General features: G+C 71.4%; 23 protein-coding genes and 3 pseudogenes. 12 read left to right on the top strand and 14 right to left on the bottom strand.

All coding sequences use genetic code 11. The features are described from left to right. Positions 1-212 precede the first annotated feature (212 nt). Positions 213-842 carry a class I SAM-dependent methyltransferase gene (locus ACIQZO_RS05615; protein ID WP_403620522.1) on the top strand — a complete coding sequence of 210 codons (630 nt, stop codon included), beginning with the start codon at positions 213-215 and terminating at the stop codon, positions 840-842. Between the two features lie 31 nt (positions 843-873). Here ACIQZO_RS05615 and ACIQZO_RS05610 read toward each other — a convergent pair whose 3' ends face one another. From ACIQZO_RS05610 to ACIQZO_RS05590, 5 genes are all read right to left on the bottom strand, one after another. Beyond that, positions 874-2,415, bottom strand: a complete 1,542-nt coding sequence (locus ACIQZO_RS05610; protein ID WP_403620519.1) for a hypothetical protein — start codon at positions 2,413-2,415, stop codon at positions 874-876. After that, positions 2,412-2,747, bottom strand: a complete 336-nt coding sequence (locus tag ACIQZO_RS05605) for a helix-turn-helix domain-containing protein (RefSeq protein ID WP_403620516.1) — start codon at positions 2,745-2,747, stop codon at positions 2,412-2,414. The genes ACIQZO_RS05610 and ACIQZO_RS05605 overlap by 4 nt, the downstream gene beginning before the upstream one ends. After that, positions 2,744-3,823 carry a tyrosine-type recombinase/integrase gene (locus ACIQZO_RS05600; RefSeq protein ID WP_403620513.1) on the bottom strand — a complete coding sequence of 360 codons (1,080 nt, stop codon included), beginning with the start codon at positions 3,821-3,823 and terminating at the stop codon, positions 2,744-2,746. The genes ACIQZO_RS05605 and ACIQZO_RS05600 overlap by 4 nt, the downstream gene beginning before the upstream one ends. A 321-nt stretch (positions 3,824-4,144) precedes the next feature. Next, positions 4,145-4,402 (bottom strand): hypothetical protein, encoded by a 258-nt coding sequence (locus tag ACIQZO_RS05595; protein WP_403620510.1) that lies wholly within the window; start codon positions 4,400-4,402, stop codon positions 4,145-4,147. Between the two features lie 223 nt (positions 4,403-4,625). Then, positions 4,626-5,909 carry an IS256 family transposase gene (locus tag ACIQZO_RS05590; protein WP_403620924.1) on the bottom strand — a complete coding sequence of 428 codons (1,284 nt, stop codon included), beginning with the start codon at positions 5,907-5,909 and terminating at the stop codon, positions 4,626-4,628. Between the two features lie 308 nt (positions 5,910-6,217). Between ACIQZO_RS05590 and ACIQZO_RS05585 the strand changes: the two genes are divergently transcribed. Further along, positions 6,218-6,676: a hypothetical protein gene (locus tag ACIQZO_RS05585; RefSeq protein WP_403620507.1), complete on the top strand. Its 459-nt coding sequence runs from the start codon at positions 6,218-6,220 to the stop codon at positions 6,674-6,676. A gap of 105 nt (positions 6,677-6,781) precedes the next feature. Here ACIQZO_RS05585 and ACIQZO_RS05580 read toward each other — a convergent pair whose 3' ends face one another. Together ACIQZO_RS05580 and ACIQZO_RS05575 are read right to left on the bottom strand one after the other, a co-directional pair. Beyond that, complete coding sequence (locus ACIQZO_RS05580) at positions 6,782-7,474, bottom strand: TetR/AcrR family transcriptional regulator (protein WP_403620504.1); 693 nt, start codon at positions 7,472-7,474, stop codon at positions 6,782-6,784. Continuing rightward, positions 7,471-8,337 carry a hypothetical protein gene (locus ACIQZO_RS05575; protein ID WP_403620501.1) on the bottom strand — a complete coding sequence of 289 codons (867 nt, stop codon included), beginning with the start codon at positions 8,335-8,337 and terminating at the stop codon, positions 7,471-7,473. The genes ACIQZO_RS05580 and ACIQZO_RS05575 overlap by 4 nt, the downstream gene beginning before the upstream one ends. Positions 8,338-8,698: 361 nt before the next feature. Between ACIQZO_RS05575 and ACIQZO_RS05570 the strand changes: the two genes are divergently transcribed. Beyond that, a complete protein-coding gene (locus ACIQZO_RS05570) occupies positions 8,699-9,946 on the top strand; it encodes a cytochrome P450 (RefSeq protein WP_403620498.1) in 1,248 nt (415 codons plus the stop codon). A gap of 64 nt (positions 9,947-10,010) precedes the next feature. Here ACIQZO_RS05570 and eno read toward each other — a convergent pair whose 3' ends face one another. Next, entirely contained in the window at positions 10,011-11,312 is a 1,302-nt protein-coding gene (eno, locus tag ACIQZO_RS05565) for a phosphopyruvate hydratase (RefSeq protein ID WP_403620495.1), read from the bottom strand. A gap of 202 nt (positions 11,313-11,514) precedes the next feature. Here eno and ACIQZO_RS05560 point away from each other — a divergent pair, with 202 nt between their 5' ends. Further along, entirely contained in the window at positions 11,515-11,937 is a 423-nt protein-coding gene (locus tag ACIQZO_RS05560; protein WP_403620492.1) for a MarR family winged helix-turn-helix transcriptional regulator, read from the top strand. Positions 11,938-12,078: 141 nt separating this feature from the next. Here ACIQZO_RS05560 and ACIQZO_RS05555 read toward each other — a convergent pair whose 3' ends face one another. After that, entirely contained in the window at positions 12,079-12,342 is a 264-nt protein-coding gene (locus tag ACIQZO_RS05555) for a hypothetical protein (RefSeq protein WP_403620489.1), read from the bottom strand. Between the two features lie 258 nt (positions 12,343-12,600). Between ACIQZO_RS05555 and ACIQZO_RS05550 the strand changes: the two genes are divergently transcribed. Then, complete coding sequence (locus tag ACIQZO_RS05550; RefSeq protein WP_403620921.1) at positions 12,601-14,508, top strand: potassium channel family protein; 1,908 nt, start codon at positions 12,601-12,603, stop codon at positions 14,506-14,508. A gap of 56 nt (positions 14,509-14,564) precedes the next feature. Here ACIQZO_RS05550 and ACIQZO_RS05545 read toward each other — a convergent pair. Next, positions 14,565-15,012: pseudogene (locus ACIQZO_RS05545) on the bottom strand (PucR family transcriptional regulator); the annotation flags it as partial. Positions 15,013-15,223: 211 nt separating this feature from the next. On the opposite strand from ACIQZO_RS05545, the gene ACIQZO_RS05540 reads away from it, so the two are divergent. Both ACIQZO_RS05540 and ACIQZO_RS05535 read left to right on the top strand, forming a co-directional pair. Then, positions 15,224-16,246 (top strand): molybdopterin-dependent oxidoreductase, encoded by a 1,023-nt coding sequence (locus ACIQZO_RS05540; RefSeq protein WP_403620486.1) that lies wholly within the window; start codon positions 15,224-15,226, stop codon positions 16,244-16,246. Further along, positions 16,243-16,740: a hypothetical protein gene (locus tag ACIQZO_RS05535; RefSeq protein WP_403620483.1), complete on the top strand. Its 498-nt coding sequence runs from the start codon at positions 16,243-16,245 to the stop codon at positions 16,738-16,740. The genes ACIQZO_RS05540 and ACIQZO_RS05535 overlap by 4 nt, the downstream gene beginning before the upstream one ends. A 197-nt stretch (positions 16,741-16,937) precedes the next feature. Here the strand turns inward: ACIQZO_RS05535 and ACIQZO_RS05530 are convergent, their stop codons facing one another. Further along, the gene (locus ACIQZO_RS05530) at positions 16,938-17,081 is read right to left on the bottom strand and encodes a hypothetical protein (RefSeq protein ID WP_403620480.1); all 144 of its coding nucleotides are present in this window, start codon (positions 17,079-17,081) and stop codon (positions 16,938-16,940) included. A 75-nt stretch (positions 17,082-17,156) separates the two neighbouring features. After that, positions 17,157-17,609: pseudogene (locus tag ACIQZO_RS05525) on the bottom strand (DUF1152 domain-containing protein); the annotation flags it as partial. A 68-nt stretch (positions 17,610-17,677) separates the two neighbouring features. Here ACIQZO_RS05525 and ACIQZO_RS05520 point away from each other — a divergent pair. Then, positions 17,678-18,346: a GNAT family N-acetyltransferase gene (locus ACIQZO_RS05520; protein ID WP_403620918.1), complete on the top strand. Its 669-nt coding sequence runs from the start codon at positions 17,678-17,680 to the stop codon at positions 18,344-18,346. A 1-nt stretch (position 18,347) separates the two neighbouring features. Here ACIQZO_RS05520 and ACIQZO_RS05515 read toward each other — a convergent pair whose 3' ends face one another. Continuing rightward, positions 18,348-20,717: an ADP-ribosyltransferase domain-containing protein gene (locus tag ACIQZO_RS05515; RefSeq protein WP_403620477.1), complete on the bottom strand. Its 2,370-nt coding sequence runs from the start codon at positions 20,715-20,717 to the stop codon at positions 18,348-18,350. Between the two features lie 139 nt (positions 20,718-20,856). Here ACIQZO_RS05515 and ACIQZO_RS05510 point away from each other — a divergent pair. The 3 genes and pseudogenes from ACIQZO_RS05510 to ACIQZO_RS05500 form a co-directional block, all read left to right on the top strand. Next, positions 20,857-21,147 (top strand): annotated as a pseudogene (locus tag ACIQZO_RS05510) (MFS transporter); the annotation flags it as partial. 278 nt (positions 21,148-21,425) lie between these two features. Then, positions 21,426-22,226 carry a peptidoglycan recognition family protein gene (locus tag ACIQZO_RS05505; RefSeq protein ID WP_403620474.1) on the top strand — a complete coding sequence of 267 codons (801 nt, stop codon included), beginning with the start codon at positions 21,426-21,428 and terminating at the stop codon, positions 22,224-22,226. A gap of 150 nt (positions 22,227-22,376) precedes the next feature. After that, positions 22,377-22,787: an STAS domain-containing protein gene (locus ACIQZO_RS05500; RefSeq protein ID WP_403620471.1), complete on the top strand. Its 411-nt coding sequence runs from the start codon at positions 22,377-22,379 to the stop codon at positions 22,785-22,787. Between the two features lie 14 nt (positions 22,788-22,801). On the opposite strand, the gene ACIQZO_RS05495 is transcribed toward ACIQZO_RS05500, so the two are convergent. Further along, the gene (locus ACIQZO_RS05495) at positions 22,802-23,206 is read right to left on the bottom strand and encodes a helix-turn-helix transcriptional regulator (protein ID WP_403620469.1); all 405 of its coding nucleotides are present in this window, start codon (positions 23,204-23,206) and stop codon (positions 22,802-22,804) included. Positions 23,207-23,218: 12 nt separating this feature from the next. Here ACIQZO_RS05495 and ACIQZO_RS05490 point away from each other — a divergent pair, with 12 nt between their 5' ends. Beyond that, entirely contained in the window at positions 23,219-23,353 is a 135-nt protein-coding gene (locus ACIQZO_RS05490) for a hypothetical protein (protein ID WP_403620466.1), read from the top strand. Positions 23,354-23,414: the final 61 nt, after the last annotated feature.

Below are 23,414 nucleotides of genomic sequence, written 5' to 3'. Positions count from 1 at the left end.
GTATTCAACTGTCACCAGTTCCCCGTGGAACCCAGCCTGCCGGTGACCGTGTGTGATGTCCATCGGCGTATCGGCTCCAGGTCCCACCGGCCTCGTTCCGGAGCCGGGTGATGGTCTTGTCGTGGTAGCCGAGAGCGTTCGCGGCGACGGGAGCGGGATTCGGCACCGGGGCGGGAGAACAGCTGCGAACGGCGGGTGTTAGCTTCCTTCCCGTGGTGGAGCACCAGGATGAGACCAGGGCGGCCTATGACGGGGTCGTGGAGCTGTATGCGTCGATGTTCGCTGATCGGCTGGAGACGCAGCCGTTCTCGCGGAACATGATGGGCATCTTTGCCGAGCTGGTGCGCGGGACGGGGAACCTGCGGGCAGCCGATGTCGGCTGCGGGCCCGGACATCTAACGGCCATGCTGAATGACCTGGGGCTGGACGCCTTCGGGCTCGACCTCTCCCCGGCCATGGTCGACCACGCCCGGCGGGCCCATCCGGCGCTGCGGTTCGACGAGGCGCGGATGGAGACCCTGCCAGTCGAGGACGGTGCGCTCGGCGGCGTGCTGGCCCACTACTCGATGATCCACACCCCGCCGGGGGAGCTACCCGCGCTGCTCACCGAGCAGGCGCGTGTCCTGTCCCCAGGGGGCCTGCTCCTGGTCTCGTTCTTCGCGACCGACGGGCCCGAGCCGGTCCGCTTCGACCACAAGGTGACGCCCGCCTATAGCTGGCCGGCGGACCGGTTCGCCGAGCTGCTGGACCGGGCCGGGCTCGTCACGTTCGCCCGGCTGCTCCACGACCCGGCCTCTGAGCGGGGCTTCCTCGACGCCCACTTGCTGGCCCGACTCCGCTAGAGCATGGCCTTCTACTGGTGTGCTCGCGTATTCAGCTGTCGCCAGGTCCCCGTGGAGCCCAGCCTGCTGGTGACCGTGTGTGGTCGCCAGCGGCGTATCGGCTCCACGTTCCGCCGGTCTCGTTGAGCAGGCGAGTGGTGGTCTTGTCGTGGTAGCTGAGGGCGTCGGCGACGACGGGAGGGGGCATCTCAAGGAGTTGTTGTCGGATGGCGGCGCCGCGGGCGGCGGCCGCTGGGACGCCGATCTCGTTGAGGAGTGCTGACAGGTGGTCGGGGCGGAAGGGCTGGCCCGCCCGGCGGCCGGGAAACAGCCAGGAGGATGCCTGGTTGGTGGCGGTGTTCATGTTGTCGCGGTCGGCGATGTAGTGCAGCAGCAGGGAAGCGGCCGGCTCGGGGACGGGTGAGGCCGGTTCCCCGAGACGGAGAAGTACCGCCTCTCCGTCGTGCACGACGTCGTCGACGGTGAGCCGCACGATTCGGGTGAGGGGCTGTGCGTAGAGGAGCACGACGACGCCGGCGACGCGGAGGTTCTTCGGTATGTCCGGGTCGGTCAGCAGCCGGCCGAGGGCGTCCAGGCGCTCGTCCTCGCTCAGCGCGGCTCGTCGGCTGGCCTTCATCGCGGGCATGGAGAGCGAGCGTCGGCATTGGCGGCTCTGCATGGCCCAGTTGAGGAATGCTCTCAAGCAGTTGCGGCCGTGCTCGCTGTTCTCGGCCCACCAGGCGTCGATGTCGATCTGGCCGCAGGAGGCGAGGGTGGTGTTCCGCTCGCCGAGCCAGTTGAGGAAGGCGGTCGCGTACTTGATCTGCTCGGCGGCGAAGCGGCGGATGCTGGGTGTGATGTGGCCCCGGTCGGCTCGCGCCCGCAGCCGGGGAAGGACCCGCCAGCTCGCGAAGAGTCTGATCGTCTTCGCGTGTTCGGGATCGGCGATATCGGCCAGATGACCGGGCAACCAACGCTGGAAAGAGCAGATGTACTTGTCGACTGCGGGCAGGACTCCGCTTGCCATCAGGAGTTCTTCCAGGTGAGCGGCTGACCGCCAGGGCTGGAGCTCGTGGAACGCGTCGTGGGTCAGCGGGATCTCCCCGAGGCCGAGCTGCCGCAGTCGCTCAGAGGCGTTCCCTGGCTGATCGCGGCGCAGGGCCAGCCAGGCCAGCCCGCTGCTGGGCTTGTCCATCGCCACCAGCAGGTCGAACAGTGGCGTCAGTTCGGGTCGGACGCGGCCGGTGCCGTCGTCCAGGAGAGCGGTGAGCCGGTCGGCGAGCGTGCAGCGTTCGCAGAGCCGTCCGCCCAGGAGCTTTCCTTCGAAGCCGCAGCGTGAACAGTCGAAGGTCTGGGAGAAGCCGGCGCAGGTCGTGCAGATCGCGGCGCCGTCGACGGGGCGGAGACCGGGAAGGGCCCGGTCCTGGCCGCATCCCGGGCAGGTGCCCCGTGTTCGCACCGCGCGGTCCGAGCAGTTCCGGCAGATGTATCCGTCCGGCCAGGTGCCGGCCTTGTGCTTGCGGCGTCCGCAGCGGCAGCACTCGGCCAGGAACCAGCGTTCGTACTGCTCGTCGGTGGCATAGGTCCGGCTCATGCGTCGGGCAGGATGCGGGCCGCGCGAGGCCGCAGCTTGGCGACGTTCGCGGACAGAGCCGGGAGGTCGCCGGTGGCGGTCTTGCGGACTCCGGCGTTTTCGGCGGTGGTGGCCACCAGGTCGGCCGGGGTGCAGGAGAGGATGTCGCAGAGCGCGGCCATGACCTGCAACGACAGACGTTCCGGGGTGCCGGAGACCAGGCGGTGGACCTGGGAGGCGGACAGGTCGATGCCCCGCTCGCGCAGCAGCGGGACCAGCTCGGTGGCCGTGAAGATCCGGTGCTTGGCCATCACCTCGCGCAGGTGCCAGGTGTAGCCGACTTTGCGCTTCATGCTTGCCTCCCGCTCTGGGCCTGGAGGGCCGCGGCGATGGTGTCGTCCAGGTGCCGGCGCAGGGTGCGGGTGCGGAAGTCCGAGGACACGCAGGTGTAGATGGAGGTGGTGCTGGCGTGCTCGTGACCGACCTGTTCCTGGACGAAGCGGGGGTCCCAGCCGTCTTCGATCAGGTGGGTGACGTAGGACCTTCGCAGCGAGTGGAAGTCCAGTCCGTCGTCCAGGCCAAGGGCCTCGCGGTATGCCTTGAAACGCGAATTGATCCGTTGGCAGCCGATCCGCAGGCCCCGCTCGGACGGCCAGGCGGCCGGATTGCCGTCGGTCCCGAACTGCGGCCGGACCTCGGTGAACCACTCGTCCAGGACGTCAGGGGTCCAGTCGAACACGGTCAGCACTCCACGGCGCTTGGGCGGCGAGCCCTTCTTCGCCTTGCCGAACCGCACCTGGCACCGGCCGTACTCGCCGAACTCTGTGCCGTGCGGGTTCCGGCCGAAGTCGGCAGCGTCGAACATCCGTGTCTCGTTGCGTCGGGTTCCGTAGGCGTAGGCGGTCTTGAACACCGTGGCGTCGCGGAACGCGGGCAGCCAGCCCTTGCGGCCCAGCGAGCGGATGCGAGCGACCTCGTCGTCGCAGTGGGCGAAGAAGGCGTGCAGTTCAGCCTTGGTGAACGCGCGCTTCTTCGGGTCGGACTCGTTGTCCTGGACGTGCACCGCTGTGTTCCACTCGTGCACCACCTGGACCGGGTGAGTGCCGAAGCGTTCCTCGCAGGTCGCGGTCCATTCATAGAGGGGGTCGGTCACGAAGTGGCAGAAGGACCGGACGGCCTCGGAGTACGAACGGATCGTCGAGCGCTTCAGGTCGCGCAGGGAGCGCAGGTCTCCGAGCCACTCGTCGACCATCGCCGGCGTCCAGTTCCACGGGTAGGTGTTCACGTACGCGGTGAACGCCTTCACCGTATTCTCCCGGCCCTCCACGGTCGTGCGGGCCAGGTTCCGCGCCAACTGCTGATTGGCGAACCCTGTCAGCATCGCCTTGAAGACCTGTTCCTCCGGCCGTAGCAGCGCGACCCCGTCCACCAGGAGCAGTCTCGCCGCCCCTGGTATCGAACCGTTGAACCCCACTGATCCACCACTCTCTGTGACTCGCATCAGATGCGAGAAAACCGCATCCTATGCGAGCCGCCAGAGAACCCGCAGGTCAGCCCCCCGGACGAGTGGCAGCAAGGCCCCACCGACCGCTATCGTCACCCTTACCGATGGTGCCCAACTCCGCAGGATCATGGCGCGGTTAACGCCCCCGCTCAGGCCGATTCGCATACCGTCGCGAATTCGCATCTGATGCAATTGGCGGCGCTTCTGGCATCGGTACAGCGGTTAACGCTAAGCCGGTGATCTTGGTCAGGTCGGGGCGCAGAAGGCGGTGACGCGGTTTGCGTACTCGCGACGGGCCTTGCGCTGTGCCGGGATGACGGCGGTCCCCGGGGTGCCGTCGAGGGGCTGGCAGAGGTCGAGGAGCCGGCGGTGGACCGCGGGCACGGCGGTGACGCGCAAGGTGTAGCCCTGTCCGCGCCGTACGGTGACGCCTTGGTCGAGCACGGCGCGCTCGGCGTCGTCCAGCTGAGCGGCGCGGAGGAAGTCGGCGACCCTGCCCGGCATGTCGAGGGTGACCGGCAGCTCCGGGGCCGGGGTGTCCGGGCGGCGGCTGTGTGCTCGGGCAGGAGGTCGGCGACGGCGGTGCGGATGGCGCCGCGGCTGACGTCGTGGTCGCGGGCGAGGGCGGCGATGGAGCGGCCTTCCAGGTGCGCGGTGCGCACGGCGCCGGTCCTGTCGACCGACGGCGGGGTCTGTCCAGCCAACGGTGTAACTCGTGTGGTGTGAGTTAACGGCGGCCGACGGAGAGTCGGCCGTCGAAGGCGATGTCGAAGGCCTGCAGCGCGGGCTTCCATCGCATGGTCCAGCGTTTGCGGCCCTGCCCGGTGGGGTCGAGGCTCATGACAGCCATGTAGACGCACTTGAGCGCCGCGGCCTCGTTCGGGAAATGCCCGCGAGCTCGGACGGCCTTGCGTATGCGGGCGTTCACGCTCTCGATGGCGTTGGTCGTGCAGACGATCCGACAGATCTCCGCGTCGAACTGGAGGAACGGCACGAACTCGGCCCAGGCGTTTTCCCAGAGCCGCACGATCGCCGGGTACTTGGTGCCCCATTCCTCCTGGAACTCCAGGAAGCGGTCCTCAGCCGCGCTCGCGGTCGGCGCGGTGTAGACGGGCTTGAGCGCCCGGGAGATCTTGTCCCAGTCCTGGCGGCCCGCGTAGCGGAACGACGCCCGCAGTAGGTGAACTATGCAGGTCTGCGTCACGGCCTGCGGCCAGACCGTCCCGATCGCATCCGGCAGGCCCTTGAGCCCGTCGCAGACGACCATGCACACGTCCTCAACGCCCCGGTTCTTGATCTCGGTGAGGACCTGGAGCCAGTACTTCGCGCCCTCGCCGCCATCGCCGGCCCACAGGCCGAGGATGTCGCGGGTGCCGTCGACGGTGACGGCCAGGGCCACGTAGATCGGCCGGTTGGCCACCTGCCCGTCGCGGACCTTCACGTGGATGCAGTCAATGAAGATCACCGGGTAGACCGGGTCGAGCGGCCGGTTCTGCCACTCTGTCATCCCGTCCATGACCTTGTCGGTAATGGTCGAGATGGTCTGCTTGGACACGCTCGCGCCATAGACCTCGGCCAGGTGGGCGGAGATGTCACCGTGCGTCAGTCCCCGCGCGGACAACGACAGCACCATCTCGTCCACGCCGGTCAGGCGCCGCTGGCGCTTCTTCACGATCTGCGGCTCGAAGCTGCCCTCTCGGTCGCGCGGCACCTCGATCTCGACCGGCCCGACGTCGGTCAGCACGGTCTTGGGCCGGACACCGTTGCGGGAGTTCCCACTGCCCGCGCCGGCCGGGTCGTGCTTCTCGTAGCCGAGGTGGTCGGTGATCTCGCCCTCCAGGGCGGACTCCAGGACCCGCTTGGTCAGCTGCTGAAGCAGGCCGCCCTCGCCGGTCAGCTGCAGGCCGCCCGCCCGGGCCCGGTCGACCAGCCGCCCGATCAACTGGTCGTCCAGCAGGTCCGCCGCCAGCTCGGGCCGGACCTCTTCAACCGCCTCAACCGAGACAGTCACGTCGCTCATCAGGTGCTACTTCCTTGATCGGGAGTTACACCGTTGACCGTACAGACCCTCCGACACCGCGAACGAGAAGCAGTGAGAATCCGACAGCTTCAATGCGACAGGACAGATGTGCCCGGTGCCTCGTACGAGGCGGAACAGGCTGGTGACAGAAATGCCTGCGAAGTGACAGTTATCGCTGCGAGTCACAGCCGCCGGGGCCGGGGCTTGACGGATCGCAGGCAAACATATGACACTCGAAGTGCAAGTTGTTTTGTGCTTCTTCGTAGCGATTACTTGCTTTCTGTAATGAAAGGCGAGACATGTCCGTCTACAGCGCCTCAGTATCTTCCCGGCCGAGCCGCACCGGGCCGCGTACGTCGTCGGCCGGGCTCGCGCGCAGGGCGGTCTATGCCGCCGTGGGCGCGGCCGTGGGTGGCGTGTGGGCGCTGGGCGGGGACACGCCCGCGTGGGAGCACGCCCTGCGCGTCCTCGTGGTGGTGCTCTGCGCCAGCCTGGTCGGACGCCTCGTCGGCCGGCGGCTGGCCCGGGCCGGGCGGGCCCCGATCGACCGCGGCCTGTTCTTCGGCCTGGTGGCGGGGAAGGTGCTCCTCGTGGCCGTGGCCCTGTGCGTCGACGGGATCGTGGGGCTGTGGTTGCCGGAACCGGCGCTGATCACCGCCGGGTTCCTGTTCGTCCTGGTGACCGTCGGCGGACCCACCCTGCACGGTCGGCTCGCGCACGGCGCCGGGAGCCGGGGGGAGCGGGCGGCGCGCGCGTAGCGCCGGCCCGGACCTCAGGGGGATCCGTCGGCTGCACGATCCCTGCCCGTGAGGCGGGGATCGGCTGTGTGCCGACCAGTGATCCGGCCTTACCCCGATCCGGGCCTACCGAGCTCGAGCGGAGGCCGGCCGGCTGTCCGGCGGGGGCTGGTCCGTGGTGGCGAGCAGGGCGTGTACGGCCGTTTCCATCGTGCGGGCGGCCGCTTCGGCGCTCAGGCCGCTGCTGCGCCAGTGGTACCAGGCGCCCCAGGTCGTCACCGCGTCCAGCCCGTACAGCACTTCGGATCCATGCGTGGCGGGCAGGCGTGCGAGTTCCTCCGCGAAGATCTCGGCCAGTCGTGCCCGGGCCAGGTCCAGTACCTCTCGGGTGACCTCGGTGACGCGGTCACCCGGTGTCGCCAGGCGCATCAGGGTCAGCTGTGCCGGTGTGATCCACTCCAGGATCCGGGCCCGCTGTTCCGTCAGGGCCGCTACTCGAGTGGTACGAGGCCCCGCGGTCGGTAGCGGCCTGATCTGCTCGATCAGTTGCTCGAGGCGACGGGTGATGGCGGTCTCCACCAGCTCGGACATGTCGGCGAAGTGGTGGAACACGAGGCGTCGGGACACGCCGGCGCGCTCGGCGACCCGCTCCGCGGGGAAGGTGGATTCCCCCTCGTCGAGCAGGGACAGGACGGCCTCGGCGATCTTCACCCGGGACTGGCGGCCGCGCTCGGCACGGCCGTCCGTGGCGCTGTCCTCGGACCGCGGTCGTCGACCCGGCTGGTTCACGGCGCCCCTCCCCACCTCGCTGGATGTCATTGTCGCAAAGGTAACGAGGAGGTGGCCGCGTCGGCGCGGACGGAGTCGAGGTGGTCCCGGCCTCGCCCTCCCGGGCCCGGGTGGCAGACCGCGAGCGGGCTCCGGATCCGCTTGCCGGTCCGTACGTCCAGCGCCGTCAGGTACCAGGCGTCGGGCATCGCGGGGGCGCCCTGGTGGCGGGCGGAGCGCAGTTCGTCGGCGGTCGGGTGCGTGAAGGTGTACAGGAGTCCCGTCGCGCGGGAGACCTTGCTGACGACGCTGGGAACCCGTTCGCCGCTGTCGGACCAGGCGAGGGAGCAGGTGCGGGCGGCGTAGTCGACGTGTACCCGGGCCAGGCCGGGCTCGGTGTCGGCCTGACGCCCTCCGAGCAGTCCCTTCAGCAACGCGTGGTCGTCGACGACGTAGCCGTAGTTGTTCTCCACGATGAGGTCACCCCCCACGGCGACGAGGCTGTTCTCGTCGGCGCCCTTCCCCGGGGCGAAGACCGGCTGTTCGCACACCTTCTCGGGGCCGGCCTTCCCGCGCGCCATGACGAGTACCTTCATCCGCGGGTCGGCGTTGTCGGTGATGGCGACGTACCCTCCGCCCGGGCCGGACGCCGGGCCGATGAGGGTGGGTGTGGTGCCACTGCCCCGGCTGAGCTGGCCGGGCTTCTGCCGCGACCCCCTGTCGTACGCGGCCCGCCAGGTGACGGCGGGGCGGCCCTCGGGAGTCGCGTCGAACCGGTAGAGGGCGTGGTCGCTGACGACGAAGACGCCGCCGGACTCGTCGACCGCGATGCTGTTGGCGATCGCCTCCCCGTGCAGCACCTGGGTGGAGACCAGGGCGCGGCGGGACGCGCAATGCTTGCACTGTGAGTGCAAGAATGATGATGCGGCAGAGGCCGACCGACTGTCGAGGGTGCCTACGCCGTGGTGTGCGCGGTCACCGCCGGCGGAGCGGCCTGCCTGCCCAGGGTTGACCTGCTGCGACCTACTGTGACCTGCGGTTCCATCGCCCGGCAGGCGGTCCCCGGAGCCTCCGTGCATGCTGGGGAAAGCGGGATCCGGAGTCGCCCGACGACCCGTGAGGGCGACGACGGAGGCGGACCCGCTCCATCGTGCCGTGGACGCGCGGCGCACCGTGGGTGCTCGCGCACGCATGAGGCGGCTCTGCGCGCCGTCGGTCCGCGGCCCCCTTGCGCGCCCCGATCCGCCGATCCCGCGAGCCTCACGAGGACACACCATGAGCCAAGCCATGCTCCGGCAGATCATCGACTACGCGAACCGCGCCGACCCGTACCCGCTGTACGAGGAGCTGCGCAGGACGCCCGTGTTCCACGACGAGGACGGGCCGTACGTCGTCAGTACGTACCACGAGATCCAGGGCCTGCTGCACGATCCGCGCATCAGCTCCGACCCCCGCAATCTGACGCTGTCGGCGAGCGACCCGCTGGCGCAGTCCGAGGGTGACGAATCGACCCTGCCGCCGGTCTTCATCAGGCGCGACCCGCCGGAGCACGACCGGCTGCGCCGCATCACGAACCGGCCCTTCGGGCCGCCGCACTCCCCGCACCGGGTCCACGACATGCGGGGCGAGCTCGGCGGCATCGTCTCCGGCCTCATCGACGGCATCGTCGACGCGGACTCCCTGGAGCGGATCGATCTGGTCGAGCAGTTCTCCTACCCGTTCCCGGTGACGGTGATCTGCCGGCTGCTGGGCGTGCCGCGTGAGGACGAGGCGCGCTTCCATGTCTGGGCGGACACCATCGCCGCGAGCCTGGACCCCGATCCGGGCGCCGACCCGGCCGACAAGTCCAAGGGTGGGGCCGACGCGCAGATCGAGCTCGGCATGTACCTGGCCGGGCTGATCGAGGAGCGCCGCAAGCACCCGGGCGAGGACATGCTGTCGCAGCTGGCGGCGGTCGACGAGGAACCGGACGGGTCCATGGACACGCTGGAGGTCATCAGTACCGCGGCGCTGCTGCTGATCGCGGGCCACGAGACCACGGTCAACCTGATCACCAACGGCATGCTCACCCTGCTGCGCCACCCGGACGTGCTCCAGCGGCTGCGCGAGGACCCGCAGCTGTCCGTACCGATCGTCGAGGAACTGCTGCGGTACGAGCCGCCCGTGCAGCTGCTGCCCCGGCGCAGCACGCTCGCCGACATCGAGGTGAACGGGGTGACCATCCCCAAGGGCGCCACGGTTTCGCTGATCCTCGCGTCCGGGAACCGTGACCCCAAGCGGTTCGAGAACCCGGACCGCTTCGACCCCGACCGGGGGGACATCCAGCACCTCGGCCTGGGCAGCGGCATCCACAGCTGCTTCGGTGCCCCGCTGGCCCGCCTCGAGGCACAGCTGGCACTGAGCGAGCTGGCCCGCCGGCTGGAGAACCCCCGGCTGCTGGAGGACCCGCCCCCGTACCGCCGGAACGCGGTGCTGCGCGGCCCCCGCCACCTGCCCATCGCCTGCGACGGCGTCCGTCCCTGAGCGTCTGCGCGAGTAGCGCCGGCGGGCCGCCCGCCGGGCCTCGCCGGACAGGCGCCGCGGTTCGTCAGGAACGGACCAGCACCGCTCCGCCCGCGTACCGCGCGGATGCGCCCAACTCCGCCTCGATCCTGATGAGTTGGTTGTACTTGGCCGTACGGTCGGACCGGGACAGGGAGCCGGTCTTGATCTGGCCGCAGCCCGTCGCCACCGCCAGGTCCGCGATGGTGGTGTCCTCCGTCTCGCCGGAACGGTGCGACATGACGACGGTCCAGCCGGCGCGGTGCGCCGTGGCGACCGTGGCGAGGGCTTCGGTCAGGGTGCCGATCTGGTTGACCTTGACCAGGACGGAGTTGCCGACACCGGTGCGGATGCCCTCGCGCAGCAGGTTCTCGTGGGTGCAGAACACGTCGTCGCCGGTGAGCTGGCAGCGGTCGCCGACGCGGGCGGTCAGCTTCCGCCAGCCGTCGAGGTCGTCCTCGGCCATGGGGTCCTCGATGGAGACGATCGGGTAGGCGTCGATCAGCTTGGCCAGGTAGTCGGCGTGTTCGGCGGAGGTGCGGCGGACGCCCTCGCCCGCGTACACGTACACGCCGTCCCGGAAGAACTCCGACGAGGCCGGGTCCATGACCAGGCCGATGTCCGCGCCGGGCCGGTAGCCGGTCCGCTCGATGGCCGACATGACGAAGTCGAGCGCCTCCTCGGCGGTACGCAGTGCGGGCGCGAAGCCGCCCTCGTCGCCGACGCCCGTGCAGTGGCCGGCGGCCAGTAGATCGCGACGGAGCGTGTGGAAGACCTCGGAGCCCATGCGGACGGCTTCCGCGAAGGTCTGCGCACCGATCGGAGCGATCATGAACTCCTGGAAGTCCAGCGGGTTGTCGGCGTGGGCGCCGCCGTTGACGATGTTCATCATCGGCAGCGGGAGAAGGCGGGCGTCGGCGCCGCCGAGGTAGCGGTAGAGCGGCCGGCGGTGGGACGCCGCGGCGGCCTTCGCGGCGGCGAGGGAGACGCCGAGGAGTGCGTTGGCGCCGAGACGTGACTTGTCGGCCGTGCCGTCGAGGGCGACGAGTGCGGCGTCGAGCCCCACCTGGTCGGCGGCGTCGCGTCCGACGACCGCTGCCGCGATGTCGCCGTTGACGTGGACGACCGCGCGGTCGACGCCCTTGCCGTGCCAGCGTGCGGGGTCCCCGTCGCGCAGTTCCACGGCTTCCCGCGCGCCGGTGGAGGCGCCGGAGGGGACGGCGGCGCGGCCGAGGGATCCGTCGGCGAGGAGGATGTCGGCCTCGACGGTCGGGTTGCCCCGGCTGTCGAGGATCCTGCGGGCGGTGACGGACTGGATGGCGGTCGGCTCGACTGAGGTGGAGGCCATGGGAGGTCCTTCGCGTTGACGCACGCCGCGGCCTGCTGCGACACCGTTGGCGCGTGCCGCGACAGCAAGTGACTTTACAGCAATGCTGTTCAGTTCAGCTGTTCAGTTGGGCTGTGCAGTTCTGCTGTGCAGTTCTGCTGTGCAGTTCTGCTGTGCAGGTGGGCTGCACAGCTTCGCTGGTGATCACCGGTTAAAGTTCCGTATGCCCATCCCCGCATCCGCCGCCGTCGCCACCGAACTGCGTACCGCGATGGGCAAGCTCACGCGGCGCGTGAAGTACGAGGACCGGATCCCGCTCGGCCAGGCGGCCGTGCTCGGCACCCTCGATCGCAACGGCGCCATGACCACCAGCGATCTTGCGGCGGACCAGCGCGTGAGGCCCCAGTCCATGGCCCGCTCGGTCGGGCTGCTCATGGAGCAGGGGCTCGTCGTCCGTCGGGCGCATCCCACCGACGGCCGCAAGTCACTGGTGGAGCTGTCCCCCTCGGGGCAGGCGGCTCTCGAGGCGGAGCGCGGGCGCCGGGCGGGCTGGCTCGCCCAGGCCATCGAGCTGGAGCTCACCGGCGAGGAGCGCGAGGTGCTGGCGCGCAGCGCCGCCCTGATGGAGCGGCTCGCCGCGCGCTAGACCGTCCGAGGCCGGTGCCTGCCGGGCGGCGCGGCCGGTCCCGGCGCCGAGCGCCGTCCTCCGTGCCGCAGCGTGCGGGATCCGTGGCCGTACGGGCCCGGTCCGCTCGGCCGCACCGGTCCTGACCGGGAGCGGGGCGCATCAGCGGGGGCGGCGGCCCTGGGGCACGGTGAAGGCGACGAGGACGGCGGCCAGGCCCGCCCATACGGCGCCTTCGGGGCCGGCGTGCAGCCAGCCGAGCATCCCAAGGATCACGGCGGTGAGTGCTCCCGCGCAGAGGGCGCGGCGGTCGGACAGAAACGTCCACTGGCGGCGGCCGCTGCCGGGCTCCCGCAGTTCGGCGACAGCGGTTCTGATGACCAGGGCAGCGAGGACGACCGTCACGGCCAAGAGGGTCGCTCCCATGTGCGCTCCCGGTGTCAGGCCCGGTCGGCGGCCGCTGCGTGCCCCGTCCGGGGATTCCAGTAGAACAGGTGCCGGCAGATCGTGTTCCGGCGTCGCGGGAGGGGCGCGGCCGCGCCCCTCCGGGCTGCGCCGGCGTGCCGGTCGCAGGGGGTGCGGCGCGGACGGCGTGGGGGGTGACGGAAGTGGATCACCACACGGCATCCTGTGGCGGTGTCCCCGATACCCGCACACTCCCAACAGAGCGATACCGCAGGCCGGATGGTCGTCTGCGGCGACGACGGCCTCGCCCGCCGACTGGCGGCCGAACTGCGCGACGTGTACCAGGAGCGGGTGACCCTCGTGGCCCCCGCGACCGACGATCCGCAACCGAGCGCGGGGCGGCGACCGGGCCTCCGCCAGGGCCTCCTCGGACGCGTGCCCGTCGCGAGGGGGCGGTCCCAGGCCGGGGCGCGACCTGCCGACGACGCGTTGCGGTTGCTCGACGCCGCCGAGCCCGACGAGGAGGTGCTGGCTGCGGCCGGGGTGGCGGATGCGGCGGCGCTGGCTCTCGTCTACGAGGACGACGAGAGGAACGTACGGGCCGCCCTGGTGGCGCGGCGGCTGAACCCCAGGCTGCGCCTGGTGATCCGGCTCTACAACCGCAAGCTCGGCCTGCACCTGGAGGAACTCCTGGACCAGGCCGCCGTGGTCGCCGAACCCGGCATCGACCTGCGCGAGCTGGACTCCTCGACGACGGTCCTCTCCGACGCCGACACGGCCGCGCCGGCCCTCGCGGCCTCGGCGATCGCCGGCACCAGCAAGGTGGTTCAGGCGGGCGGCCTGATCCTGCGCGCGGTGGAGCGTACTCCGCCCGGGCGGGGGGAGGTGGCCGACCCCGGCCTGTGCACCCTGGCCCTGCTGTCGGCGACCACGAGCGACCCGGCGGGAAGCGAAGGATCGGAACTGAGCGGGGACCGCGGCCCCCGACTCCTCCCCGATGACCGCGCCGTGACGGCCGCCACCGGGCGCGGCATCGTGGCACTCGAAGCGGTGACCCACGCAAGACAGGCGCCCCGGGGGCGAGGTCTGGCTCCGGTCTCCTTTCCCCTCTCCTCGCTGTTCTCCCGACGGCTGAACTGGTCCCTCGCCGGAGTCGTGGCCGCCGTCGCGGCTCTCGCGGTCGGTGCGTGGGTGACCACCGGCGACCATCCCGTGCACGCCGCCTACATCACGCTGCTCGACCTCTTCGCGATCAACGACCCGGCCGTGGAGGAGCCGCCGGAGCGCAAGGTCCTCCAGATCCTGGCCGGTTTCGTCGGACTGCTGCTCCTACCGGTCCTCGTGGCGGCGGCACTCGAAGGCCTCGGCGCGTTCCGTACGGCCACCGCTCTGCGACGGCCCCCGCGCCGGCTGTCCGGCCATGTCGTCCTGCTCGGGCTCGGCAAGATCGGAGCGCGACTGCTGGCCCGGCTGCGGGAGCTCGACATCCCCGTCGTGTGCGTCGAGTCGGACCCCGAAGCCCGGGGCGTCGCGCTCGCCCGCCGCCTGCACGTCCCGGTGGTCATCGGGGACGTGACCGACGAAGGCGTACTGGAGGCGGCCCGCATCCACCGCGCCCACTCCCTGCTGGCCATGACCAGCTCGGACACCACCAACCTCGAAGCCGCCCTGTACGCGCGCTCCGTCAAGCCCGAGGTGCGGGTCGTGATGCGGCTGTACGACGATGACTTCGCCACCGCCGTCTACCGCACGCTGCGCGCCGCCCACCCGGGCGCCCTCACCCGCAGCCGTAGCGTCACCCACCTCGCCGCCCCCGCGTTCGCCGGCGCGATGATGGGCCGCCAGGTGCTGGGGGCGATCCCGGTGGAACGCCGGGTGCTGCTGTTCGCGGCGGTCGAGGTGGCCGGGCATCCTGAACTGGAGGGGCGCACCATCACCGAGTCCTTCCGCCCCGGAGCCTGGCGGGTCATCGCCCTGGACACCGCGTCCCCCGACGACCGCCGCCCGGACCTCGCCACGGCGCCCGGCGACGACGCCGCACGGAAGCCCGCCCTCGTCTGGGATCTGCATCCCGGCTACGTTCTCGAGCCCCAGGACCGCGTGGTGGTGGCCGCCACCCGCCGCGGCCTGGCCGAGCTGCTCGGACGCGGACGCGGACGGGTACAGGTACGGACCCCGGGCACCTGAGGGCAATGCCGTGCCGCAGCGGGCCCCGACGGCTGCCGGCGCCGGGCAGCCGGCGGTCACAGCTCCTTGGCGGGCCAGTCGAGCAAGTCGCGCGCCGATCACGGCGGTCTGGAGCGTGTAGCGGTGCACCGGTTCGGCGGCGCTGGCGCCGGCGAGCTGCTCGATGCGCTCCCAGCGGTAGGTGAAGGCGCGCACGCTCAGGTTCAGCCGTCTGGCCGCCTCGGCGGAGTTGCAGCCGGAATCGAAGTACGTGCTCAGGGTGTCGAGCATCATCCGAGCACCGCCCCGAGCCTGCTGGAGCGGTCCCAGCGCGCTGCGGACGAGGTCGGCGAGGGCCTGCCGGTCCCGGGCCAGGACGGGGAAGACCAGGAGGTCGGCGGCCCGTAGAACGGGTTCGCCGAGGTTCATGCGTTCGGCGAGATCGAGGGCGTTCAGGGCTTCCTCGCCGACCGGGTGGCGTCGGTCGAAGCCGCCATCGTGAGGGCGTCCGGCGCCGCCGCTTCCTCGCAGTCGGTCGTACGAGCCGATCCGGGCTCCTGAGCCGCGTCCTTCGCCCGTGGGGTCCCGCTCGTCCGGCCGGCGCAGCCGTGTGGCGTGTCACGTGACCGGTTGCCGACCAGGTGCGGCATGTTCTCCTCAGCGGAAAATGTCCTGTCAAGGCCTGTGCGCGGAGGTGTCCCGGTGGGCGCGACCGATGGCGAGCGGGACCGGCCCCGTGACGTGCCCGGCCCGCCGCATCCTGGTGCTGGTGCTGGTGCTGGTGCTGGTGCTGGTGCTGGTGCTGCTGGCGAAGCTGTGGTCGGTCACTCCCAAGCTGTTCGAGTGGCCGCCCGTGCGGTCGGTCAGCCACGGCATCGAGCGCCTGTCGCTCCTGCTCCTGGTGGGCGGCGCCGCCTTCGAGTTCGTCACCGGCATCCTCAACGTGCAGCTGCACTACATCTTCCCGGGCTCCTTCTACGTCCTGCACTTCTACGGGGCCTGGGTGTTCATCGGCGCCTTCGTCGTACACGTGGCCTCCCGGCTGCCGCGAGCGCTGCGCGCCGTCAGGGCCGGGCCGGTGCAGCCGGAGGCCGGCACGGAGGAGGCCGCCGGGCTGGTCTCGCCCCGGCCGGCGCCCCCGACCATCTCCCGCCGGGGCGCCCTCGCCATGGTCGGGTTCGGGTCCCTGGCGCTGCTCGTGGTGACGGCCGGGCAGAGCGTGGGCGGCTGGTGGCGCCGGACCGCGCTGCTCGCCCCGCACGGCCAGGACCCCGGCTCCGGGCCGAACGGCTTCCAGATCAACAAGACCGCGGCATCCGTCGGCATCCGGCCGAGCGACATCGGCCCCGCCTGGCGGCTGACCGTACGCGGGTCAGGGCGCCAGGTCATGCTCGCCCGTGCGGAACTGCTGGCCATGGAGCAGCACGAGGCGGCCCTGCCCATCGCCTGTGTGGAGGGCTGGTCGACCCGCGACCAGCTGTGGAGCGGCGTACGGCTCACCGACCTGGCGGCACTGGTGGGCCAGGGCACGGACACTCCACAGGCCCTGGTGGAATCGGTGCAGCGGGGAGGATCGTTCAGCTCGGTCGTCCTGAGGGACAACCAGGTACGCGACGACCGCTCACTGCTGGCCGTCCGCGTCAACGGGGCCGTCCTCTCGCCCGACCACGGCTACCCGGCCCGCGTGATCGTCCCCGGCGCCCCCGGAGTCCACAACACGAAGTGGGTCACCCGCGTCACCTTCGGAGAGCCGGCATGAGCGCCGCGGCCGCGTTCCGGCGCCGCTACGGAGCGTCCCCGCTCCACCTGGTGCTGGTCCTCGCCTCCTTCGCGCTCGCCGCCTACGCCGGTGTGCGCCGGCTGAAGGGCGACACCGTGGGCGTGGCGCTGTGGTTCGTCGGAGCGGCGCTGCTCCATGACCTCGTACTGCTGCCCCTGTACTCGCTGACCGACCGGGCCGCGCAGCTCCTGTGCGAGGGGAGGGCAGGACCGGGGCGGCGGGCGCCGCGGCCGAGCGTCAACTACGTACGGGTTCCGGCCTTCGTCTCGGGCCTCCTGCTGCTTGTCTGGTGGCCGCTCGTCCTGCGCCGCGTCGGCCACTACACGGCGGCCACCGGACTCCCGGCCGACGTCTTCCTGGGGCGCTGGCTCCTGATCACCGCTGCTCTCTTCGCGGCCTCGGCAGCAACCCTCCTGGTCCGCAGACGGCAGGCGTCGAGGCCTCACCCCCGGAGCCCGCGGGCAGCACGGTGACCTCGATGCTCGACCGGCTCGCCGAGGACCACGCTCGCGCGGCCCGACCGGCGGCGGGATCGGCGGTGGTGGAGGGGATCGTGGAGGGGAACGCGCCCGGGCCAACGCGCCGTACCCCGGCGCCCCGGCGCTCCGGTCAGTGAGGACCGCATCGCCGAGTCCGTCCCCTCCCGCGAGCCGGACTCGTGCGCAGCGGGTCAGGTGAGACGGAGGAGCGGGGCGGTCGTGGCCAGCACGGCGCGGAGAGCGGGGATGTCCGTCCAGGTGAGGCCGAGGGTGCGGGCGGCGCAGTGCAGGGTGATGTGGTCGGCTCCGTCGGCCGCTTCACGGAGGGTCTTCATGGCCACGTCCCGGTCGAGGAAGGCGATCCCCGCGGCCGACGGCTCCTGGCGGGGCGTCCGGGTGCGTTCGCCCTCCAGCCCGGGGATGCCGGTGAGCCGCTGGGAGACGTCGGCGGCGCCCGCCAGGGTCGCCGGATGCTCCTCGACGAGGGCGCGTGCGACCGGGTTGTGGCCGATGGCCTCCCGGAGCGGCAGGGGGTAAAGCCGTGGTGAGACCTCCGTGAGCCGGATGACGTGGTTGACGGCGCGGACGGTGCCGCGGGCGCCGCGGAGGGCAGCGGCCCACAGTGCGGATGCCTCGGACGGGTGCCAGGCCAGTGCGCGGGCGGCCGCCGCCGCCGCGTCCCGGTCGGGGACGAGGGGGTGACTTCCGGCGAGGCGTTCGAGGAGGGGCTGTTCACCGATCTCTCCGTCCAGACCGGGCCCCGCGATGTGGACGGTGGTGGGGATGCCGGTGAGGTGGCAGGCGGCGAGCGTGAGGGCGTCCCCGAAGGGGCTGCACAGGTCGGGCTCGTTGCCGTGGGTCAGGATGCCACAACGCCCCGCTCACCGCCCCCGGCCCCGGCCCCGGCCGGCGGGACGCCTGCCTCGGCCTCCTGTGCGACGCCGTACGCCGCTTCGCCGACCACCACGACACCACGCACTGGTGGCCCTACCTCACCGCCCCGGCCGCCACCCGGCTCGCCCCTCTGTACCCCGATCCCGCCCTCCACCTGGAGGACGACGCCCTCATCCTCCTCCCCGGCACCTGCATCGAGGACTACATCTCCTCCCTGCCCTCACAGCGCCGCGTCGGGATACGCCGCGAACGCCGCGATTTCGCCGCCGCCGCCCCCGACGTACGCCGACAACTCCTCGCGGACTGCTTCGAGGACGCCGGGGTCCTCCTCGCCGCACATCAGCAGGACCACGGGCACGACCGGGACGGCATCGACGCCATGACCGGCCTGCTGAAACGGCAGGCCACAGCGATGGGCGGCGAAGCGCGCGTGGTGGCCGCCTACGACAAGGACCGGATGATCGGCTTCTGCCTCTACTACCACTACGGGACCACGACGTGGATCCGCGCGGTCGCCCTCGACCGCGGGCACCCGACGCCCCACTCGTACTTCAATCTGATGTACTACCTGCCCATCGAGGACGCCTACGCCCACGGCACGACCGCCCTGCACGCGGGCATGACGACCGTCGAGGCCAAGCGGCGCCGCGGCGCCCAGGTGTCCGGCCTGTACGCCCTGGCCGACCGGGGCGCCGCCCGGCGGTGAGTCAGGACACCACGGGAGTCACGTCGGCTTCGGCCAGCCTGACCGTGCACAGCCCGCCGCGCTCGCTCCTGACGTCCGTCACCGTGAGCTGGGTGCCCGGCGCGAGGATGTACTCCTCCTCCCCGGTGAAGGCGGAGAAGCTCCTGATCCCGACCGCCTTGGCGGGCGTCACCTCGAAGAGCGTCCGCTTGCCGCGGCTGCCCAGGAAGGACCGGGCCACCTGCAGCTCGGAGGTGCACGAGGACACGCCCCACCAGGTCACCGTCCGGCCCACCGGATACTGCGCCCGCAGGTCCAGCGACACACCGCGCCACAGCGGCTGCGTGTGGGCGGGCAGCCCCGAGACCGCCGAGAACAGCAGCCGCAGGTACGGCAGGTAGGGCGTGACCCTGGTGCGGTCGGGGGAGCGCAGCACGGCGTTGATCTCGCGGTAGAACGCGGACTCGCAGGTGTAGAGGTAGAGGGCGGCGATCGCGTCGGCCGACAGGCCGCCGGGGGTCTCGTCCGCCCGCCGCTTGCCGAAGTCCCGCGACCGGTTGATGGTCGCGGCGAGCCCGGACAGCGTGTCGGCGACGGGTGCGACAGCGTCCTGGAAGTCCATCAGCGGGGTGTCGAACACACCGGTGATCGCGGGGAGGACCAGGCCCTCGTCCTTGACGCTGGTGAGGCGCTCCAGGTACAGCTGGTGCAGATTCATGGTCGACTCGATGAAGGCGCCCATGCGCGCCGCGACACCCCCGTCCGCACCGCCGGCGCTGCCGGCACCGGCCGCGCCGCCCGCCCCCTCGTTCCACCCCTTGCTCGGCAGCCAGTCGATCCCGTCGGCCCCCAGCGAGACCAGGGCCTCGTTCACCATGGCGAAGTGGTCGCCCTCGCAGAAGATGTCGCCCTGCGCCGCCGGGTTCGCGTGGTCGATGTGCCGGACCTCGACGTCCGGGTACTTCTCCTGGAGCCGCAGGACGACCTTCTTGAGGTTGCGGGCATGCGCCCCCCACCAGGCGAACACGACCCCGCGGTCCTCCTCCTCGTCGGCTTCCTGCTTGGCCCGCAGGATTTCCTCGACGATCCGTTCGGCGACGGGCCGCCAGAACGCCGTGTGCTGGTCTGCGCCCATCGCTCCGTCGCCGCTGGCGGTGAGCGAGGCGTTCAGCAGCAGGACGCCCTGCGTGAGCATCGCCTGGAACCACTCCGGCGGCTGGACCGTCTCCCGTTCCTTCAACAGCGCCCGCACGTCGGCGATCGGAGTCTTCTTGGCTATGCCGTACTTCCACATCGCCGCCGCCTTGATGAGGCAGCGGATGCTGACGACCCGGCCGAACTGGCTGTCCTTCCAGTCGTTGAAGGTGTTGTCGAACATGGCGATGCCGGTCGCGCTCTCCGGTCGCGGGTACGGATTCTGGCCGAAGGCGACGACCTTCCACTTGTGCGGCGGGTGGGGCTTGAGGGCCTGGAAGGTCAGCTCACGGACCGGGACGACCTCGGGGCTGCGCCCCTTCCCGATGAACCGGGCGGCGTCCGGCTGCGCCTCGATGACCGGCTTCAGGAGCGGAAGCCAGGGCTCACCGCCGCCGTTGAAGAGCTCGGCGAGATCCAGGGCGTCGTTCGCGTCGGTCACGGGGGAGGGCCCTTCGGCATCAGCAACAGGAACAGCGGCAGCAACAGGAACAGCGGCAGCAACAGGGGCAGGGACAGCGGCAGCGGCAGGGACAGCGGCCTTCGGCGGCACGATCCGTACCCGCTCCTCGACCGGACGCTTCTCGATGCCGTTCAGCTGCGTGATGATCGTGGCGCGCAGCTCGTCGTCGTCTTCGAACCAGTGGTCGTGGAAGAGCGTGTAGCCGGTCCACATCAGGTTGGCGCACACCCTGGCCGGCACCCGGCCGGTCTGCGCTCCCATCCCGACCAGCGCCACCGAGCGGATACTGCCCGGCGCCTTCCGGTTCTGCCGGTGGACGGCCTGGAACGCGGCGGCGCACGCCAGGGCCACATTCAGCGTGGCACTGACGTTCTGCGAAGACTGCACCATGGTCGGCGTCGATATCAGGAAGCGGGGAACGGCCGCCCCCAACGGGACGCAGACCGCGCTGCCCACCGGCATGGCTCCGGCGAACCGGTCCCGGATCGCCCGCTGCACACGCACCTGGATGCCGGATCCGAGGTACCGCTTGATGACCGCGTCGACCCCGCCGTCCATCCGGCCCCGGGAGTTCGTCGGAGTGATCCAGGCATCGACGTCCTCGTCGAGGATCGAGCCCCGGCGGATCTCGATGCCGGGGGTGTCCGCGAACGCGGCCCGCCACGCCTCCACCACGTGCTCGTTGACGTCTGCCAGCACCACCCTGAGCACAGGCGGAGCACTGCTCTCGGTCATCGTCCACTCCTGTCGGAAAACGTCGTGTGCAACACCTCGAACGTAGCGGCCAGCACTGACAGTTCCGGCCGTATGTCCGGCCGGTTCGGCGGGAACCCGGCAGTGCGGGGGACGATCGAGCAGGAGGGGACAGGAAGCGATGGCATCCGCCGCACCGTCGCCGGAGGACTCAGTGCCGACCACCACGGGCACCGTCAGCACAGCCGTGCCGGCCCGTCCCGACCGCCTGCCGTGGTCCCGGTGGCACTGGATGATCGTGATCGGTCTCGGTACCGTCTGAATCCTCGACGGGCTCGAGGTCACCATCGTCGGCAACGTCACCGGCCGTCTCGCCGAGGAGGGCAGCGGTCTCGGCATCACCACCGCCCAGGTCGCCGGTGTCGCCGCAGCCCTCTACGTGGCGGGTGCCTGCTCCGGGGCGCTGTTCTTCGCCTTGGCGGGCGCCTGGCGATACGGCGCTCGCCTTCCGGATCGGCGCCGCACTGATGTGCGCCGCGGGCGTCGTGGCGGCGTTCCTGGCGGTCAAGGCCGAGCGGCGCTCGTTGGAGGACATCGCCGAGCGCCTGTCGGTGGCGAAGCCGGCTCCGTCCTCCGGCACCGGCTGAGCGCCGACCCCGTCGGGAACCCGCCGCCGGTCGGGGCCAGTCCGGGGGGTGCGCGGTGTGTCTGCGCGGCCGGTGCAGGCCGGGTCCCCTTCAATGGCACGGCATGACCTTCTCCGCACTGCACCAGCCGTCGGCGCGCGCCGCGGCCCCGTACACCCGCCGGTCGATCCTCGCGGGAGCCTTCGCCCTGGCCGCCGGCTCGGCACTGCCGCTCGCCGCGCCGGGGCAGGCGTACGCCGCCGCCGTTCCGGACATCATCGGCTGCGCCGCCTGGGGTGCGCGGGCGGCGTCCGAACCCGTCGCCGTCCTGGCCGCCCGCCCTGAGCGGATCATCGTCCACCACACGGCGACGGCGAACGTGACGGACTACTCGAAGCAGCGCGCCTTCGCCCTGGCCCGCGCGATCCAGACGTACCACATGGACGCGCAGGGCTGGATCGACACCGGCCAGCACTTCACCGTCAGCCGCGGGGCCTTCGTGCTGGAGGGACGCCACCACAGCCTGGCGGAGCTGCGCACCGGCACCCGCCAGGTGCGGGCGGCGCACTGCGTCGGGCAGAACACGGTGTCGATCGGCATCGAGAACGAGGGCACCTACACCTCGCAGGTCCCGCCGGCGGCGCAGTACGCGGCGCTGGCCGACCTGTGCGCCCACATCTGCGACCAGTACGGACTGCCCGCGTCGGAGATCTACGGCCACCGCGACTTCAACGCCACCTCCTGCCCCGGCGACCGCCTCTACGCACTGCTCCCGTCGCTCCGCAAGGACGTCGCCGCCCGCCTGGGCACGCCGGTGCCGGAGCCGGAGGAGTCCGCCGATCCCATCGGGGACCTCGTCCGCCAGGCCACCGGCCGGCCCGCCTCGGCGTACGAGGAGTACCTCCCGGCGGGTCTCCTGCCCTGACGGTCCGCCACCCCGCCCCCGGGGCCCGTCCGGGAAACGAACACATGCGGCTCTTCGTTTCCGGGGCTGTGCACCGCCCCGATCCCGGATAACGTCGGGCCCGGGTGGCCGTCGGCGAAGGTCCACCCGTGCATGGACAGGAGGAGCGAGATGAGCCCGCCGGATGACCGCGGTCCGCACAGCGTCACGGTCGCCACACGCGTCGACTGCACCGTGATCACCGTGGCCGGTGACATCGACCTCGACCATGTCGACGCGTTGAACACCGCGCTCCTGGGGGCGTGCGCCGGACCCGGTGCTCCGGAACGGGTGGTCGTCGACGTCGCGCGGCTCGCGTTCTGCGACTCCGCCGGCCTCAACACCCTGCTGCGCGCACGTGCGTTGTGCGAGGAGAACGAACGCACCCTGATCCTCGCCGACCCCGGCCCACAGCTCTTGCGCCTGCTGTCCATCACGGGTGCCGATCTGCTGTTCAACCTCGACGTCCCCGGGTCGGGCGAGGCGGGCGGGGCGCGCGAGGCGGGCGTGACGGGCGACGGAACGACCCGCGCGGCGTCCTGACCGCGGCGTTCCCGTCAAAGGGCCCCGGCGGTTCCGAGGGTGACGGAGGGCGCCACGCCGTACGCCTGACGGTAGGCGGCGGCGAAGCGGCCCTGGTGGGCGAAGCCCCAGCGTCCGGCGACGGCGGTGACGGTCGTGGTGCCGTCCGGCTCGGCGGAGCGGAGTTCGGCGTGGGCGCGGGCCAGCCGGACGCGGCGGAGGTGGCCGAGCGGCGTGGTGCCGGCGTGGCGGGTGAAGGCGTACTGGACCGCACGCGGCGTGACCGGGACGGACGCGGCGATGTCGGCGAGCGTGATGTCGCGGTGGGCGTTGGCCTCGATGAACGAGACGGCGCGGCGAAGGGTGTCGCTGTGCGCGTCGCGCGTGTCGGCCGGGGTGGCCCGGTCGGCCCGGGCGGTGTTCGGCAGGGTTCCCAGCACCGTGGCCGCCAGGTGCTGGACGGCCGTGGACAGCAGCAGTCCGCCGTCGTCGTCGGCGCAGGCGGCGGTTTCGTCGAGGATGTGGTCGCGGAGATAGGCGACGGCCGCGCCGAGCCGCCGGTTCCCGGCCGGCCGGGCATGGTGTAGCCGAACGAGAGACGGTCCACGCTGAGCCCGCCCACCTCCGTACGCGAGATCCGCGCCCGGG

The sequence above is a fragment of the Streptomyces sp. NPDC097617 genome (assembly GCF_044761485.1).
Taxonomy (GTDB): domain Bacteria; phylum Actinomycetota; class Actinomycetes; order Streptomycetales; family Streptomycetaceae; genus Streptomyces.
This window is presented reverse-complemented; position numbering and strand designations above follow the sequence as displayed.